The following is a 17,637-nucleotide window of genomic DNA, read 5'->3' on the forward strand; positions in this document are numbered from 1 at the left end:
TTACGCCTCCACCATCTCGCCGATCAATGCCTCCAGTGCCTCGTCAAAAGCCTCGGGTTCGGCGGTCTGTTGCTTGGCGATTTCGTTGATCACGCGCAATGCATCGAGCGGCGTGATGAACCCGTCACCGTTGACATCATAGAACGGCGGTGGTCCAACTTCATCGGTGATCTCGAACAGCTTGTTGGTAGACCGATGATGGACACTGGCACGCGCCAATTCATTCAGGACCACCAATGCATCAAGCGGCGACATCGTGCCGTTATCGTCAACGTCGAATCGGTCGACCGGATTTTGCCATCCATTGGACGCTTCCAAGAGAATACTACTGACCTGGACCTGACTCGCATCTTCACCAAATCCGACTAAGTCAAACATCAAGGTTGCAATCTCCGCACTGGATTCCGGCGGCAGATTAATCACAACATCGATGGGCTGGCTTAAGTCGACAACGTGTCCATTGCGGCGAGCCCCCTCGACCGTCACCCCATCGGCAAAGTAAACCGTGCCATCGGCCTGAATGCTCAACAACGCATCACCACCAGGCAATTTGGAGATTTCGCCCAGCCAGGATGTAGTTTTTTCGTCCAACAGAGCGACTTCAAAGACCTCGGGCGGATGAGCAGCATTTCCGACGCTTGAACTGCCGACATCCATGGCGATTCCGCCGATCGTAAATGACAGGGTGTTGATTCCGTTGGGAACCACAAACGTCTGGGACAGACCTGAAATCATCCCGACGTCTTCAGAGATCGTTGCGACACCCGAACCGACGGCAATACCACCAATCGTTTCCCAGACAAAATCGTCCGCCGACATCGACGTAACAGCGAACGCCTCGTTTTTAAGACCAATCATCGACGTCGTTGTCGCATCATTCATAACAAATTCCAACTCCGGTTCGATGTTTAATTCCCCTGAGCTAGTAGACATTTGAGTCGTTCTCTCGGAGACAAGCGAATGGGAAATCGGTTCGACCGTAGTCAAAGCAAGAAATCCACTCGGATTCAATTCATCGACCGCCAAACTTTCGATGGGGTCATCAAGGGGGGAATCATTGTCAATAATGACAACCTCAACTGAGAATGGCTCCACTTCAATTCCGGCCGGCAAATTTGTGATCGAAACTTGGATCTTAAAGGACTCGGAAAATGGCTCGTAGATGTCGTCGTCGAGCACCAGATGATTTAGGTCATAAGTAACAATTGGCTGCTGGATATTGTTGATATCGGGCACCGAAAACTCGCGAATTTCCATAATGAAATCTTGCCCTTGGATTGCTTTTTGCTGTGCAAACCGCCCGGCCTCCTCGACTGATTCAACGACAACACGCGCTCGCGCCGCGTCCGCAGGATCAAGGTCCAGGAATTTACTAAGCAGTGCTTCTATTTGTTGACCCGTCGATCCTTCTGCAACCTCAATTTTTGGCGGGGCGAGCACCACCGGTTTTACAAATCCACAATTTGCATCAATCATCGGCGGGGACCCAAACAGCACAGACTTATGCCCACTCGGATGGATCGAATAGGGGCCAAGAGTCTTTTCGGTGGATCCCAGAAATATCACTTTTGCGCCCACTGCGAATGTGGCACATGCTTCAAATGTTGACCAAGACTCATTAAGGCTTGGATCGACAATCGTTACATTTCCGTTTTCCAATACAGCACCAAACCCAGCATTGAGCTGAACGACCTGCTGCGCATCCATTTGGAATCCGGCTCCTAGGGACGCGACAACTGGGATACCACCTTCGACATTGACGCGCGCCGTACCCTGAGCAGTACCCACGAAATTCAAATAGGTACCTTCCTTAAGCAATTCGACGCTGTCATCGGAAACTTTGAATTCAATTCCCGCTGACCATTCGCCTGCGATACTCGCTTCAAGCTTCCCCTGTACATCACCAGTTAATGGGACTGGGACTCCAAAAACGGGAACAACAGTCGCCCCTTCCGCCAGCGTAAATTCACCCGACGAAAAGGAGATCGGGTCGAATACGAAAGGACCTACATCAATGTCACCACCGATCGGACGCAACGACAGTCCGTCGAGAACAACCGCACCCGTATACTGGCTCGAATTTAGGTCGAGAACTTGGTTGATGATTTCAGAACCAACCACCTTGATATCCAAAACGGCTTGTTTGGGTACCAGGCGAGGATTAACTGAAATATCCAGGGGAACAACGATTTCGCTACGGATACCGGCCTCCACATACGTCGCTGCGCTTTCACCGAAGAGTTCCATAAGCAACGCGGGAACACCACCTGATGATTGCGGAAACTGCGCATTCGTCGGAACGGTTGTCGCAATCTCGTACTGAAGCAAAGACTCGTTGAAATTGATTTGAGTTTCATCGCTGGGCGTCAGCCAAGATGGCAACTGGCGATTCGAGATTGCTTCTGGGGAACTGAACACTTGGTCGCCAGCCATGACAATGAGCGTAACATTGCTGGGCAGTGAGATCACGTCCGCTTGGATCGGGTAAAGTCCCAGTTCGTTCGGAGCATCTAGAAAGCTGTAGTGGTTTCCCGATTCCTGATCGACGACATGGAGTTGTTCGAAATACTGTTCTGGTTTATCGACACCAGAAAGTCTCGCGACAAGCTGCGTATTTTCCGGAAAATATCCTGCCAAGAAACTGTTCGCTTCCGCATCCACAAGGGTGCCGGACGGTAATTGGTAGAACAGGTCAAAGTTAATACGATCAACCACCTCAATGTACCCAGTTCCCACACCGGTTCGTGCTCCACCGCTGAACGTGCCCTGGTTGGTTGGCGTGGTCTCAAATCCTGCGATATGAAATGGTATTCGACCGGTATCGAGCGATTCGACGTCTAGCTCCAAGCTGCCGGCTGAAACGGGCGACCAGCTGTTTCCCCCAACTCGACCGAGCATGTAATCAAAGTCAGCGGAATTACCGACATCGATTGAAACAGTCCGGGTCAATCCGTGGAGGAAGGGCCCTAGCTGTGGCGAAACAGTTAAATCACGGAATGGAAATCGAGCATTGCTAACGATTCTTGCATTTTCGGAAAGTTCCTGCGATTCGCCCTCTGCACCTGAAACGAGATTCGGCTGGCGTGATACCACGCCAGTTGACGGTAGCGTTGGCAATCCCCAAGGGCCAACGGGTGTCAACGAAGTAGATTCACCCTCCAAAGGCCCCCCGGAACCACCGGCCTGGGGATTCGATCCTGAAAATGGAAGCGATTGCAGCGGGCCGGTTGTCAACACCACAGGTGTCGTTCTACCGTAGGCCTTTTCATCGAGCAGGAGCGAGTACTTGTACCACTGAGACAATTGTCCCGTTCTGGATTTTGCATTTTCACTACTTGCAGAAATGTTTGGAATGTAGGAAATGCTATCGATTGCTTTCGCAAGCTCAGTGTCAGACGCTCCATTGCTGAGAGCGACGACAGCGGATTCATACTTATCCAGACGCTGAGATTCCAACGGAAGAACCTGGGGATAGCCAGCCATCAACCCTTCATCATCCAATCGCCCGTAGTACGAGAGCCGACTCAACTCCTCAGGTGTAAGTGTGGCGATTGAGCCTGTGCGGTCTTGAGATACCGCGTCGAGGCTACTCTTGGAGTAGCCATCATAGAGGCCAAAGGCATGTCCAGATTCATGAGCGACGACATAACTGAGAAGATACCCGAAGTCGAACCAGGTTGTCATCTTGTCTGGATTGCGCAATGCGCGTTCCTGAATCGCGTCAAGCAATGCCGGAAGGTAGACTTTAACGGGATTTGAAGGATTGACCAGCGCACCTGCGATCGCGTGTACCTGTTCCCATGGATGTTTGTCCTCCAGCCCTGTCTTTAATTTCGCAGAAAATTCTGAGGTCAGACCAATATTGGCAGTTCCGAGAACGCCGCGTTTTTCAACGCTCGAGCTATTGACATAATAGCCGGTTTGGTAGGAAACATTGGTTGTTGCGCTGTTACCCGGTTCTTTGGAGATTGAAATATTTGTGCGGCCGAAGTTCTTTTCAAACATGGCCAACATTGCGAGTTCAACGATACGACTAGTGCTTTGGCGGATTTCGGCGGGATCTGTGACACCAAGCTGGGCATCGAGTGTCGCGACGAACGGATTATTGTTTGCGCGCAAACTGTCGATCGCAGAATTAAGCTGAGCAACATCATAAGCAATCGACCGAGGCGCTAGGGTTTTCCCCGTAACCACAATCGAACCAATCTCTTTTGTGAATGCTCCCCGAATCTTTGCACTAAAAACAAACCTTGATGCGATTGGATCGCTCGATTTCTGTTTTTGACTGATCCGATACTGGTATTGTTGAAAATCGAATTTCGGTTCGCTCTGAATTGTAAAATCTCCCCCGGACATCTCTGCAATCCATTTGGTGTCGATGGCGGGCGATGCAGCCATTCGAATGAATCCAGTACGTTGCTCGTTTTGACGGACGGGCAGGAGTTCAAGTATTAAATCATTGGATTTTTGATCGTAGGTTGCAATCGTTGCGGGGTGGGCAACTTCGTATTCCGGCCCTGTGGAGCCACCCCCAAAGACAGCACCAAATTCCGCGAGAAATATTTCCGCGTTTGCCAAGTCCAGGATTTCAACTTCTGGATTGACCAATCCATCATGGGTCACATCTATCCCAACAGTCAGCGTGCCGTTGATTGTATTCAGCGGAACCGGGAGAGTACGCACTGCACATTGCGCCACGGTCACGCCGCTTCGCTGGGTCGCGAATGAGATCGCATCCGCCGTTCCAATGAGGATACACTTGTTTCCATTCAACTCATGTCTAACCGACTCGTTATCTACGATATGTGTGTACGTAGCGGCGCCAATTGAAAATGAAGTGATGAATGAATTCGCCGAGAGAAACACTGCATCAAGCGTCCGTTGCCCACCGCCCGGCACCGAGATTGACAGGGGCCGAATCTGTTCTCCTTCGACATTAGAAGGATCGCTTTCGGCATTTTCAGGGCTGAGCAAGATGATTCCATCATCGGCGTCGCCGGTCGTATCGAGCATCAATACGCCACGGTCCAGTTCGACTTTGTCCAGAAGCAGGGAACCTCCGGAAACCGTAAACGTGAGTGAGTCGTAAGCTCCGCTCATTGCATACGGGACATAGATTTCTTCACCGAGTGTGGTCTCGAGTTCTGACAAGTCTTGTGTGTATACGGTTGTCGATTCTCCATTTTTTTCCACTGTGACAACAAGGCTTCCGGACGCAGTTTCAGGAAGAATCAAAAACCGAATACCGTGGGTATCGTTAGCCGCATAGAAGCGGTTGTGCCGCAGTGTTGAATTTGCGGAAGACAATCGCACCGACGTGTTGCCCGTGTCGGGATCAATCACCAGATGCTGTGTCGCAATATTGCCGGGTTCGGAGGCGTCGCCGTGGTGGAAGGACCAACCTGGAATCGCCCAATAACTCGGAAATCTTCGCTCGGTGCCTTTGAAATTTTCTTCTTTGTGGTTGTAGCGTTCCAACCACAAGGTTCCCGACTCAAAGTCTCCGTTGAAGAGAGAGGGTACCGCGTCACGAACGGTTGTGTCGCCGTAGTCGTCCGGCAATGTATTGTCATAGGTGATCGGGACGCGTTGGTTACTTGATCTACGCAGGTCGTCGCCGCCGCCCAGGTCACTGAAGAACCAGCCGGTTCCAATTCCCTCGGTGATCAAAGTCGGTGTCGGCCCCACTACACTGGACCCCTCGAGTGCTCGGTACCAAGGCGTCTCGTTGTAGTCGACTGGCAACACACCGTCGGTCAGATCACGTTCATAGTTGGCGTCAAACAATCGACGCCAGATCCGTTCATCTTCAAATTCTTGAAGACTGACATCGATGGTTCCTGCGTACCATTTCCAGACTCGACTGTGTGGGCCTGCCAATCCCCCATACCCGGCGTCTCCCGGGCCGTTGTTGATGAAGTCGTCCTGCGTGAAACCCGCTCGCCCCGGAACGACATCTCCGCTTTGGTCGTCATGCAACCGCAGATTGATGTCCGCGGCCGGAATCGAATAGCCGTTCGGTGTAACGGTATTTTCCAACCTGCCAAGGTCTTGGAAATAATTGTCCGCAAACGTGATCGTATCCCAAACCTGTACCAAGGGGTCGCGAAAATCGGCGTAGTGCAGCCATTCCAGGCCGACCTTCGTCGCGGCTGCATTGGCGAGTCCTCTCGCGATTTCGGTCCCACTTAGGAAGGAAAGGAAGGAAGTCGTCCAGCAAGCAAAGCGACTTTTCAGCGTTGGGTTTTCAGCGTTGCACGGGGAGATCTCGGTGCTGTTAAACGACCGTATCAAATCGAGCAAATCAGCCGTTTTAAGATCCAGAGACGGCTGTGGGACATCGTGGGCGTCTAGCGTGGTCATGTGGATGTCGGACGATTTCAGGTCATACCAGCCCAGTCGCTGAATGATTTCGCTGTTGACAACCGTCCCACGACTGTGACCAATGAAGTGCATTGGGCTGGCAAAGACTTTGCCTTCAAGCTTTTCGTCGAGTTTGACGATGGCAGCCAATTCCGCGTCCGCCGCTGCCTCGGAGAAACCGGAATCATTGATGCTGGACTCTTTCACCCAATCAGAAACGAGTACTAGCGGGCGACCGGGGATCGGCTCACGTCCGTCTAATGAAATGAACTCACCTTTGGTGCGGTGATAAACCATCACCACACCATCGCCTCCGGATTGCGCGATCAGTCTCGCAATATCGATGAAGGCACCGGGCACACGATCCAACGCTTCATCGGTGAACCAACCGTAGGGATCGGGCGTGAATCCGTGGGTCAACACCGTGACGGTGTTGAAGCGATCCGAACTTGTCGTTGATTTTGGGTTAGAAACAAACGGAGCTGTGCGGCGTGAACGCCTGCCGTTGGTGTCGACGGATTCGACTCCCCAGTAGTAGGTTTGTCCGGATGTCAACTTCGAAGTGGCAGGCAGGGTGTAGGTCGCGATGCCATCCTGGTCGGACACGACTTCGACACCGCTGACAATTCGATAAGGGTTCAGATCCGTGATGCCTAGGTCGTCAGGAAACAATCCATCACCTGCTGGAAAAACACTGACGTACAACCGGCTGGTGCCGGATGGAACACCGGTTGACCACTCAAATGTCGGCAGTTGTTCATCGAGAAACGCGCTGACCGGCGAAATCAAAGTTAGTGTGCTGCCGATTGCATCGACGCCTCGGATGGCGCTAACCGGATCGGTCGAAAGCCGAGTGACAAGCAAACCCGTATTCGGCCCAAATAGCTCAATCGCGGCAGCCTCAAGCGGCTGGCGATCCAACGGATAGCCCGATGCAAGCCCTTCTTCGACAACTTCCAAAATGGAAGGTATGTCGTAGGCAAGTAACTCCTTGGTACCTTGAAACGCAACCATCAAAGTTTGATTGTCACCCGAGATTGTCAGGCTGTCGGGGAACGATGCAAAAACCTGTTGGGTTGCCGCGACTAAATGGGGGCCCTGCTCGGTCAGCCCCAGTGGATCGGCAACAACACCTAAGTTACCACCGGCTCGAACCACTGGATCGTTTTCGAATTTTGCGTTGAAACCAGTCACAAAACCAAAATCCGTCCGGCCCGGAATTAAAACGATGTCGTTAAGGTTTTCGACGTCCAGAGGATCGCGAAAATTCAGTTCCAAATTGACCGGCTTGCGATCGCCGAGAGTGGATTGAAAGCTGCGAACACTCCACTCTCCTACCGAGTTACGCTCCAGGATGTTGTAGCCGAGCCCCTCTTCGGCCCGATCGGTGAACAGCACTTTGTTGGCGTTGCCCGTCGCGGTCACCCCGTAAGGTTCAGGACCAACGACACAGACATGAGACACGGTCCAAGCGGGACGAATCAAGGTGCCCAAGGATTTTTCACTATTGGTCGGTTCCAATTGTGCGTTCTCTTGCAAATCAATGATGATCAGGTGCCCGTTGCCCAGCGGCGTTTTGTTTAGCGGTGAGCCTGGCGCCGCAATCACAAGTGAGTCACCGTCTGCGGTCACGGCCAAGCCACGGTATCCGTGTGGCGCATAACCAGTCTGAATCGTATGGACGATTTGGTGATAGGTCGGGGAGCTGGGGCGAATATCGATCACGTAGATCGCATCTCGAAACGTATCACCGGCATAGAGGAACTGATTTTTTTGATCGATCGTCATGCGATCGATTTGTTCTCCCCTTTGAAAGACAATTAGATCATCGATGGCATCTCCGATTCCGTCGGAATCAACTGCTGCATCGCCGTCCGCGTCGATACCGCTCAAGGTAATCGCATCAAACACGCCGATCGCAGAGGGGTTCGACATGCTGACATACAACCGGCCACGATCTGGCGACAGCAACGTATTGAGCGGCCTTGCCCCGGGAATCGTGGGCTTGATCTCGGTAACGAGCTCAACGGTGTCGACACTTGAACGCGTGAAAACCGGTATCGTTCCAGCTTGTGGCGCAGCGGCAAAGGTATACGCACTTTCAACGTCAACATTGAACGGTCGTGAGACCTTTTTCGCCGGAACGGTTTTTTTCCCTGAGAGTCTTTGCAGGAACGGACTGGCAACTTCAAGTACCATCGAGTTGCTAGGAATCGAAGCAGGAACTTGAAAACGAATGGTGTTCGGCGTTGACGTATAGTCCAACTCAAAGTCGCTGCCGGATAAAATGATGTCGCGGATTCCGCTGACTGCTTCGTCGCGATCGTCCAGATCCGTGTCTTTCCCGCCAGCAATGATTCGCAGTTCGACTCCGCTGGGATTGACGAGAGCCGTTGGAACAAAAAAGTTCTTCCCTTTGATGATAAACGTGCGAGTGCTGCCCGACAGATCGACGACGCTGCGATCAATCTCAACGGATTCGATCAGTGGTGTTCCGCCATCGGCAGTTGCCAGTACTGGATCTCCATCGAGAACGAATTCGAGTTGAGTCTGGAAGGCGGGGTTATAGACCTCCGACACCAATCGCTCCGCGACACCGTCACGACGAACCCAGATGTCGAACTGGGTTTCCACCGGAGGTAAAAAGAGCGTCAACTCACGGGAATAGAGCACTTCTGACAATGGTGAGATGACCGATTGCCCAAGGGGACTGCCGTTAAAGACGGGCGTGGTGACAATTCCGTAGTCAAAGTTTGTCACGTCCGCACGAATGATCGTCAAGTCTGCATCAACCTGGACCATCGCCTGGTCATGAGCGGTAACGATGAACTGTCCGCTGTCCCGAACACCATCGGAAGGTGGCGAAGAGGTTCGCGCGATTCGGTCGTCTCCGACGATTCCGAATTCGTCTTGGGCCCAAGCCTGAATCACGTTTCCATCGTCATCGGTCAACGATTCGGCCCGATAGAAAAACACAGTGGTCCCGGGCGCTAAAGTGGGCGTTGGAACAGCGATCTGTACGGGTTGTTCGAAGTGATCGGTGCCAAAATTCAGCTCAAAAGCCGCCGCGACCGTCGTGCCATTTGGTTCGGGCGGCAAAGCGGTGGGGTCAAACGCTTGCAGTGTGACCGTTTGGTCATCGAGCAGTTGGCCCGGCGCAATCGCAACCCATCCGCCAGTAGATGATTCCACGATCCCGCCGTTCTCGTCGATCAGGCTGCCCGAGGGTAGCAGTGCCCCAATCGAAACGGGGACGCGTACCAGCCCAGCCCGGTAGATCACAACAATCTCTGTTTGGCCCGCCGCGACCGCTGTGATTTGCCCGTCGCTATCTACCGTTGCAACATTAGTATCAAGTGAAATGAAAGTCGCGTTTTCGTCGTCACCGTATTCACGGATCGGCTCCCCGGCCATCGATACAAGCAATCCCCGACTTTCCCCGCTCGGCATTTGAACGTGTTGAGGGTAAACATCAATTCCAAGTAATCCGCTAACAGTATCTTCGACATCCTCTGGGACACCGACCAGAACGGCGGCAACGACAATGTTCCCCGAGGCGTCACCGGTCAAGGTGGACACGCCGTCTGTGATTCCCTGAATGTAGTTCCCGCTCACCGTTAAAATGTCGGGTGCAGACGAAGTGAATTCGAATTGACTGGCGTCGATTTCGATTTCTTCTCCGTCGTCATACGTGGCAATCACCTCAAGCCGGGTAGGCTTTCCTGGATCGATTAGAAAGCGGTCCTGCTCCAGACGAAGCTGAACCAATTTTGCTGTCGATGGAGTCACCTCCCAAATTTCGTTGCCCGATCTTGAAACCCCATCGTCGAATACGATGTCAATGTTCGAATCGGCGTCAAACTGTGTGCCCACACTGATCCGTAGTGTTTCGCTGACGGGTTCGACACTCGCATGGAGACCCGAACCGGTCGTTGCAATTCGCGGAACGATGACATCTCCTTCCATGTCTTCCACGAGATCAGCCAAAGGGATGGAAAGTGTTTGGCCGGGACGAATTGAAATCGACGAAACGATGGGTATCGGAGTTTGATTCGCAGTCGTACCGAATGCGGCGTGCATCGCAGCGACGTCGATGTCATCAACGACGCCATCTCGATTAAAGTCGGTTGCAACTTGATAGTTGGCATCACCGGAACTACTGCCGACTGCCAACTGAACCGCCATGCGATCGGTGTTGTCGACAGTGTGATCGCCGTTTACATCCCCAACCAAATAGATCGAACCAGTATAGGAATCATCCGTGCTCCCCGAGACGCGAACGATGAAGGTGCCTGGATGTTCCAAGGTATAGGTTCGAATTGAACCGGCCGAATCGGAAACGGAAGTTCCCGCAGGAACTCCCAAAATTTCGCCTTCGGCACCGGAAACGTCCAACCCGATCAAGACCTGTCCCGTCGGGCTGCTCCGTAGTTCGCCGGCAGTAATCACAAACGCGTAGTCATGGGGTTCCTGCCCGACGGTCCCTGAGAACGGAGAGACCGTTGCAGTGCGGAGAGTTCCAAGATGCGGCGCGACTTCGGCTGTGGCCAAGAGAGATCCGTCGACTGCGTACTCGAACGTCTTTCCGATCCCATCTGTCGGGGAAACCGCTTTCAATCGTGACAGATGATCATAGGCATAGAATTCACGCTGACCGCTTACCATGTCAACAACGCCGCTCATTCGCCCGGATGAGTCATAGTGATAGCTGAAATGTTCACCTGAATTCCCGGTCAATTCAATCAGCCGTCCACTTTCATCCGTCCGAAAGCTAATTCGTTGACCATTGGGTGCTACGATTCCGCTGTCGGTCACTCTTAATGAGGTTGACGTGTCGGCCGAGACAATTTGTGAGAGCTTAAACTCAGCCCGATCTGCTTGACCGTGACGAATGAATCGGTGCTGTTGACCGTCTGGTGAAACAAGTGTGAGAGCGTTGCTGCCGATCCCTAGCGAGGCGGGGTTGTACGGCAATCCGCTACCAATAACGTAGTAGCCGCCAGCAGCATTACGTAATCGTGCGTCATAGCTTCTTAGATTCCAGGTGACACCTGGGTCGGCAGTCCATGCAGGAGTGAATGTCTCGATCGCCCCCACCGAATGAATCGTTGGGGTAAATGTAAAACCCACACGTTCGCCATCGGGCAAAGTCAGATAGACCCGCGCGGAGCTGGTCATTGCGGAAAATGCATCGTCAGAATGTACGCCGTCATCCAACGACAATCTTGGCTGGAGTAGTGGCCACGCCCAGTGGCTGCCAAAATTTGAGTCTTGGGGATTCGTGGTCAGCGGATCAGCTACCCGAGTGATGTCGATCGAGATTCCATCGAGCAACGCAGTGAAGTCTGTGATGGATTGGTGAAGAAAGTCTGACTTCGAAAGCGAGTTGATTTCGATTTCGTGTGTCACGTGACTTGTCAATCCACCAAAATCACTGGCCGTGACGCTCAAGCTGTAAAAACCATTGGCAAATCTTCCTGGATCGATTTCAACGCTTTGCGTGATGCTGGTGGTCCCTTGCCCGATCGGGATTGCTGTTCCACCCCCTCGAGGAATCAATTCAATCGAGAACTCAGCCAATCCGGTGTCGGAGATATTGACGATCAGTTCTCGGGGCTCGGTGATCTCACGCGGATCAAGTTGCAATACGTCGATGAGGGGCGCGTCAAAATCCGCGGGGTTACGGACGAACAGCGAGTGTTCAACGACGGTGGTCCGACCTTCGGCGTCGACCACCGTTGCCTTCGCTGTAAAACGGCCAGGTGCTGCCGCAATAAACGTCGCTCGGCCCAATTCATCGAGCGTGACTGGATGACCATCGATTTCCAATGAAGTGTTTTCAATTGCGACATCGCTGTCTGCAATCGGCTCGACAATGATCGCTTGACCCGGTGTGGCCGGGAAACTTGGGGTCGTTATGATCCGCAAATCGGGACCATTGGGTTGAAGCGATGCGACAAGTGTTAACAGGTGATTTGTGGTCAAATCTCCGTCGTCTGCTGTCAAACGAATTGGAAAAACGCCGGCTTGAAAACTTGCCGCGGACCAGCGCAATACATTGTCACTACCCAACGTTGCACCGTCAGGCAGATCTTTGGCAGACAACGCCACCAAATCACCATCAGGATCGGATGTTCCGATAGTGATTTCCAAAGGCTGTCCGATCTGGGCATTACGAAACTGAGGTGCCAGGATCGTTGGCCGACGGTTGGTCGCAAACACCTGGACATCCACGTTCATTGTCGCGGTCGCCCCCGACGGATCTGTCGCTACAAACGGTAGTGAATAGATTCCCGCGGAATCATAGTCAACATCCCAAACGACGGTGCGAGCGACCGGGTCAAATGCGAATCCCGTAACCGATGGGCCTGCGTAATGGTAGAGCAGTGGCTCACCGTCCGGATCGCCGGCGTTGATGGTGAAGACTAATTGGTCGCCTTCACGCGTGTACAAAGTCGGCAGCGAACTAAAGCTTGGAGTCTGATTGCTATTGATTACATTGACAACAACATCTTCGCTTCGTGCCCCCGCACCATCGGTCACCGTTACACGTAGGTTGTAGGTGCCTGCTTGGGTTTTAGAAGGAGTCCAGTGGAACTCGCCGGTAGCAGCATCCATGACAGCGCCGCTGGGCAATCGTTTGACGACACCACCAGATACGAGTGCGGCTGAGAAAGCAACGGTATCCCCGTCAGGATCGTTTGCGACTCCGGTGAAGCGCAACGTGTCGCCTTCGAGAACGGTTTGCTCTCCGATCGGATCGAGCGACGGGCGGGCGTTGTTTTCACGCACCCTAAGTGTGATCGTTCTGGTTTCCGAAAGGATGTTGCCAGCGTTTCCACTCCCGCTGTCTGACACTGTGAAGGTGATGGTGTGCAGGCCTAAATCGCTAGCCGTCGGCGTCCAATTGAGTCGGTGCTGTCCGTAGACCCCAAGATCGACCAACTCAGCACCAGTTGGCATTCCCAAAGCTGCGATCGTCAATGCGTCTTGATCGTCGTCACTGATTCGCAGATCAAGAGCCAAAGGCTGGCCCACCAGGACGACATGATCGAAAATGGGATCAAAAACCGGCGGTTCATTGTCGCTCGTGATTTGAAGCGTAAACTGCGTCTGCGATTCCAATGGTGCCGTGCCTGTTGTTTCTCTCGCAAAAACGGTCACTAGAAGGTCGTCACGATCGCCCGGCAGGGGTGAAATTGACAAGAGCCCCGTGCCGTCGCCCAAATCACTCAATTGAGCAAAACTTGGAAGCTGAGTCCCATCGCCGAATTGAACACGGAGCGAGAGTGGAGCCCCTTCAAAGTCGTTGGCCGAAATTGGAATTTCCAGGGTCTCTCCCACGGCAACCCGTTGTAACGGGATCGCAACGATCTCTGGATTGAAATTTGCGTCGCGAACGGAAAGTGTCACCTCCACTGTATCGCTGGTGGGCGTTCCGGTTCCATCGCCATCATCGGTAGCCGTGAATGTGATGGTGTACCGTCCGGATGCATTGAAATCGGGCGTCCAGGAAAAAAGTTGACTCGCCGCATCAAACTGCGCGCCATTTGGCAACCCGCTAACCTGATATTGAAGATCCGGTCGCAGCGATTCGTATTCCACGAAGAACTCGTTGGACAAAATCGACGCCCCGGCCGCTGCATAGGGAACATCGGGGTCAAAAGCAGCGACCCGAAGTTGCAGCGGCTGACCTTCGAAAATTTCCAACACGTCGAACGCAGGAAATTCGACCTGTCCGTTCAAGTTATTAACGGTCAACGCTACAGTAGCTTGAGTGACCGCCGAGCCATCGTCAGCAAAGAAGATCAAATCGTAATCGCCATGCTGATCATACCCGGGCGTCCACTGGAACATGCCACTGGATGGATCAAGTGAAGCCCCCGGTGGCAGATTGGGCGCTCGGTAACGTACAAGGTCGCCGTCCTGGTCGTCTGCTACGAGCTTGAATGTCAGTTCGTCGCCTTCATTGATCGTTCGCGATGGGATCGGGAAAATGATTGGCGGAACATTTTGATTCGCAACAACGATCTCAAACGCAACACTCGACTCAACAAATCCATCGCTCACGATTAGAGTCACATTCTCGTAAACTCCAGCATCATCGCCTTCGGGTCGCCACCGCAACACTTGAGAGACATAATCAAAGACGGCACCGGCAGGAAGATTGTCAGCGAAATAGATCAGGTCATCGCCGTCCGGATCGAAGCCGCTGATGGGGATCTCGATCAGGTCACCTTCTGTGGCCAGAACGTCATTCACCGGTGAGATGATGGGCGGGCGATTGGCACCGGTCACGTCAACGATCCATGTTTGGCGTTTGTGTGCGCCTCGCGCATCATAGGCTCGTAATTCGAAGTTGGCCTTTTCTGAAACCTCTCGTCCTGGCACCCAATCGACGATTCCAGTCGCCGGATCAACTCTCGCACCGCTCGGTGCATTGGCCAACACATAGGTGATCGTTGCACCGTCTGGATCGGCGGCGGCTGCCGCGTATTCATACTCTGCATCGACGGCTGCTGAGAGCGACGGAGTGCTGTTGAAGATCGGCAGTTGATTCGGCGGCAAGGTCGCTAGAATCCGAGTCTTGAATGTCAAATCCAATAGATTTGGATTCGCGATCGTAATCGTCTGGGCGATCGAACTGTCACCGGCCTGCAAAACAGTCCCATCGGTGAGAATCTGGTACCCGTTTGATCCGGCGGGGGCAAAGTCATTGTCGAAGAAAATCACAGAGCTGTCGCCAAGATCGTCGAACACCACATTGATCGGTCCGGCGATATCAAAGTCCGCCGAGTTCGTCACGATTACATCAAACAGCAACGTACCATCGGCGCGGTTGATGCGTGTGTTGGCATAGGAAACGCTCGTCGAAATCGAAACATCTTCAAACACGCGGAACGTCGTCGCGAATCCTTCGCCCCCGATTGGAATGCCCTGCTCGCTCTCCACCGTGGGCGAAACGGTCAACCGGTATTCAGCGGGAGGCAGTGATTCAAACAGCAACACGGACGATCGCGCACCATTGTCGTAACGGACCGCGCCGATATTGACCAATTCGCCGGTCTCGTTGTTTTGCAGCGAATAATTCAAGGGGTTGTCACCGCCAGACGGATCGTCTGCATCGGTCATTAGCGCGACGTCAAAAATCAATTCCGCGCGGTGGGTGCCTTCGGCGATTCGCGTTTCAATCACGCGGGGCGCAGCGACGGTGAAGAAAATATCAATCTGATCCCCTTGAGTTGTCAGGAATCGTCCACCCGAGATCGGTTGAATGCCTTCGACACGCCCCGTTCCCCCGGAAGCGATCGTTGCGGTGCGCAATGACAATGGATCCAGCACCGTGATACGTCCGCCGGATTCGTGGCCGACCAGGATGGTGCCTTCGAGCAAGGATCCCGACGGTCCAAACGCGATCGACTCGGCACCACCGGCGAGGGTTGCAATTTTTTCGGCTCGTCCACGGAAATCAAAACGCAGAACTTCGCTGCCGGTCGGCCAAGCGGTACCGTAGAGTGTGCCATCTGCGGAAACAGCCAGCGAGTCGACACGGATGTCACTGAACGGAATCAATTTCCGCGTCGCTGTATCAAAGCGACTGATGCCTCCCGTAGTGGAAACATAGAGAGCCGTTTCACCCGGAATCGCTGCGATCCCAAGCGAGATTCCTGCGCCGATTCTGTCGAGGACCGCACCGGTACCGGGATCGAGCTGTAGCAGCCCTTCGCCACCGGTCGAAGCCCAAAGCTGGCCAGACGCATCGAATGCGAGTTCATAGATCGGCGCAGACACCGAGTAGCCTGTCATTTCTATCGGCTCACCGGATCCCGATCCCGGACTGATGCGATACAACTGATTCCGTCCAGGGCCGCCGGACAGATAGACCGCCCCATCGGGACCAACCGCCATCGCAAGTGAACCGATTCCGGCACCGCTTTCACCCGAGATCGTTGCAAATTGCTCTGCGGCCAGAGGGCGAATCACACGGCTGAACGCGCTCGGTTGAGTGGTGCTGGTGCGTGAAGGAATTCCAAAGGCGGCTTCTTCAAACAATCGGTCCGCGACGGTACCTGGCTGGGGTGCAGCCTGTGGAATCACCACAGGCTGTACCACACTGACCATCGGCGCGTTTCCGAGATTGATCTCGGGAATCAGTCTTGGAACTTGGACTCCGTCAGCAACCGGTTCAACGTTTCCGGCATTGTCGATCGCACGAATCAGGAAAAGGGGCTGTTGGCCGGCCGATGCCTGGTAGGTGTATGTGGTTTCGTCTGTACGATACAGCACGCTCCGGTAGCGCGTTCCGCCATCGTTTGAAACGAGCAATGAATACTTCGCGACACCGCTTCCTCCGACGTCATCGGTGGCCGACCAATCCACTTGGAATTGGTTCCCACCAATCGCAGTGGTGCTCACGGTGCTTGTCGGGGCAAATGCATCGAGAGTCGAGAACGAAACCTGACTATCAACCTCGACGCCGCCGTCGATGATTGAACGGGCCGTCATTTGAATTTCATCGCCCGTGGCAAGTGGATTGTCGTCTCCTGCGGCGACGACGTTGTTGGCTGCTGCCCAAAAACCGACAGTGACTTTTTCGCCCGGTTGCAACAATCCGATCGCGGAATCCACTGGTGGCAATCCATCGCGTCCGTCAATCGCGCGCAGCAAATACGACGCGACGCGCGTGTTGGCATCCACACCGGCCGTGACTTGCAACACATACCCGTCGCTGTCCGTCAAATCAAATTCACCGACGAAATTGGGCCGCCCCGGTGGCAAGGCAATGGAGCGCCGCCCCAATTTGATATCCGCAACCTGGAAACTACGTTCATCAAGGGTGTCGTCGAGCGGGACCAGGATACGAATCTCGCGCGCCGCATCATCCGTGTCGCTATCGTAGGTTGTTTCGACGGTGTACGGCAGTGGCGTGGCCACGGGAACAAAGTTCTGATCGCCGAAGCCAGTCGGTCCGACCAGCGATGTTGAATCTCCGACTTGGTTGCCAAGGTCGTCCAGGTTGAACGCAATTTCGTCGGCGATGACACCCGTTTCGAAACGAGGCGGTGGCCCGGCTCTCAGGGTGAATGTGACGAACGACGTCGGACTTGCAAGTCCCTGATCAAAATCTTCGAACAGACCCACGTCGCCGCCACCTGTCGCGTCCGGGGTGTGCCCGTAGTATTCGCGGATCAAATCGATGAAGCCCATCAGATTTTCGTTCGCGGTGAACGGTTCCGTCGCTGCGTCGTCGACGATTCCCGAACCTGCCTCCCC

Annotated in this window: 1 protein-coding gene (cut by a window edge); it reads right to left on the reverse strand. The window is 53.6% G+C overall.

Features of this window, described 5'->3' with window-relative positions:
• Positions 1-17,637, reverse strand: partial view of a CARDB domain-containing protein gene (locus NHH03_RS15365; protein ID WP_253157609.1) — the 3' portion only. It continues 13,035 nt past the right edge of the window; the window shows 17,637 of its 30,672 coding nt (coding positions 13,036-30,672); its start codon lies off the right edge, out of view; it ends in the stop codon at positions 1-3.

The sequence above is a fragment of the Stieleria tagensis genome (assembly GCF_024129865.1).
Lineage (GTDB): Bacteria > Planctomycetota > Planctomycetia > Pirellulales > Pirellulaceae > Stieleria > Stieleria tagensis.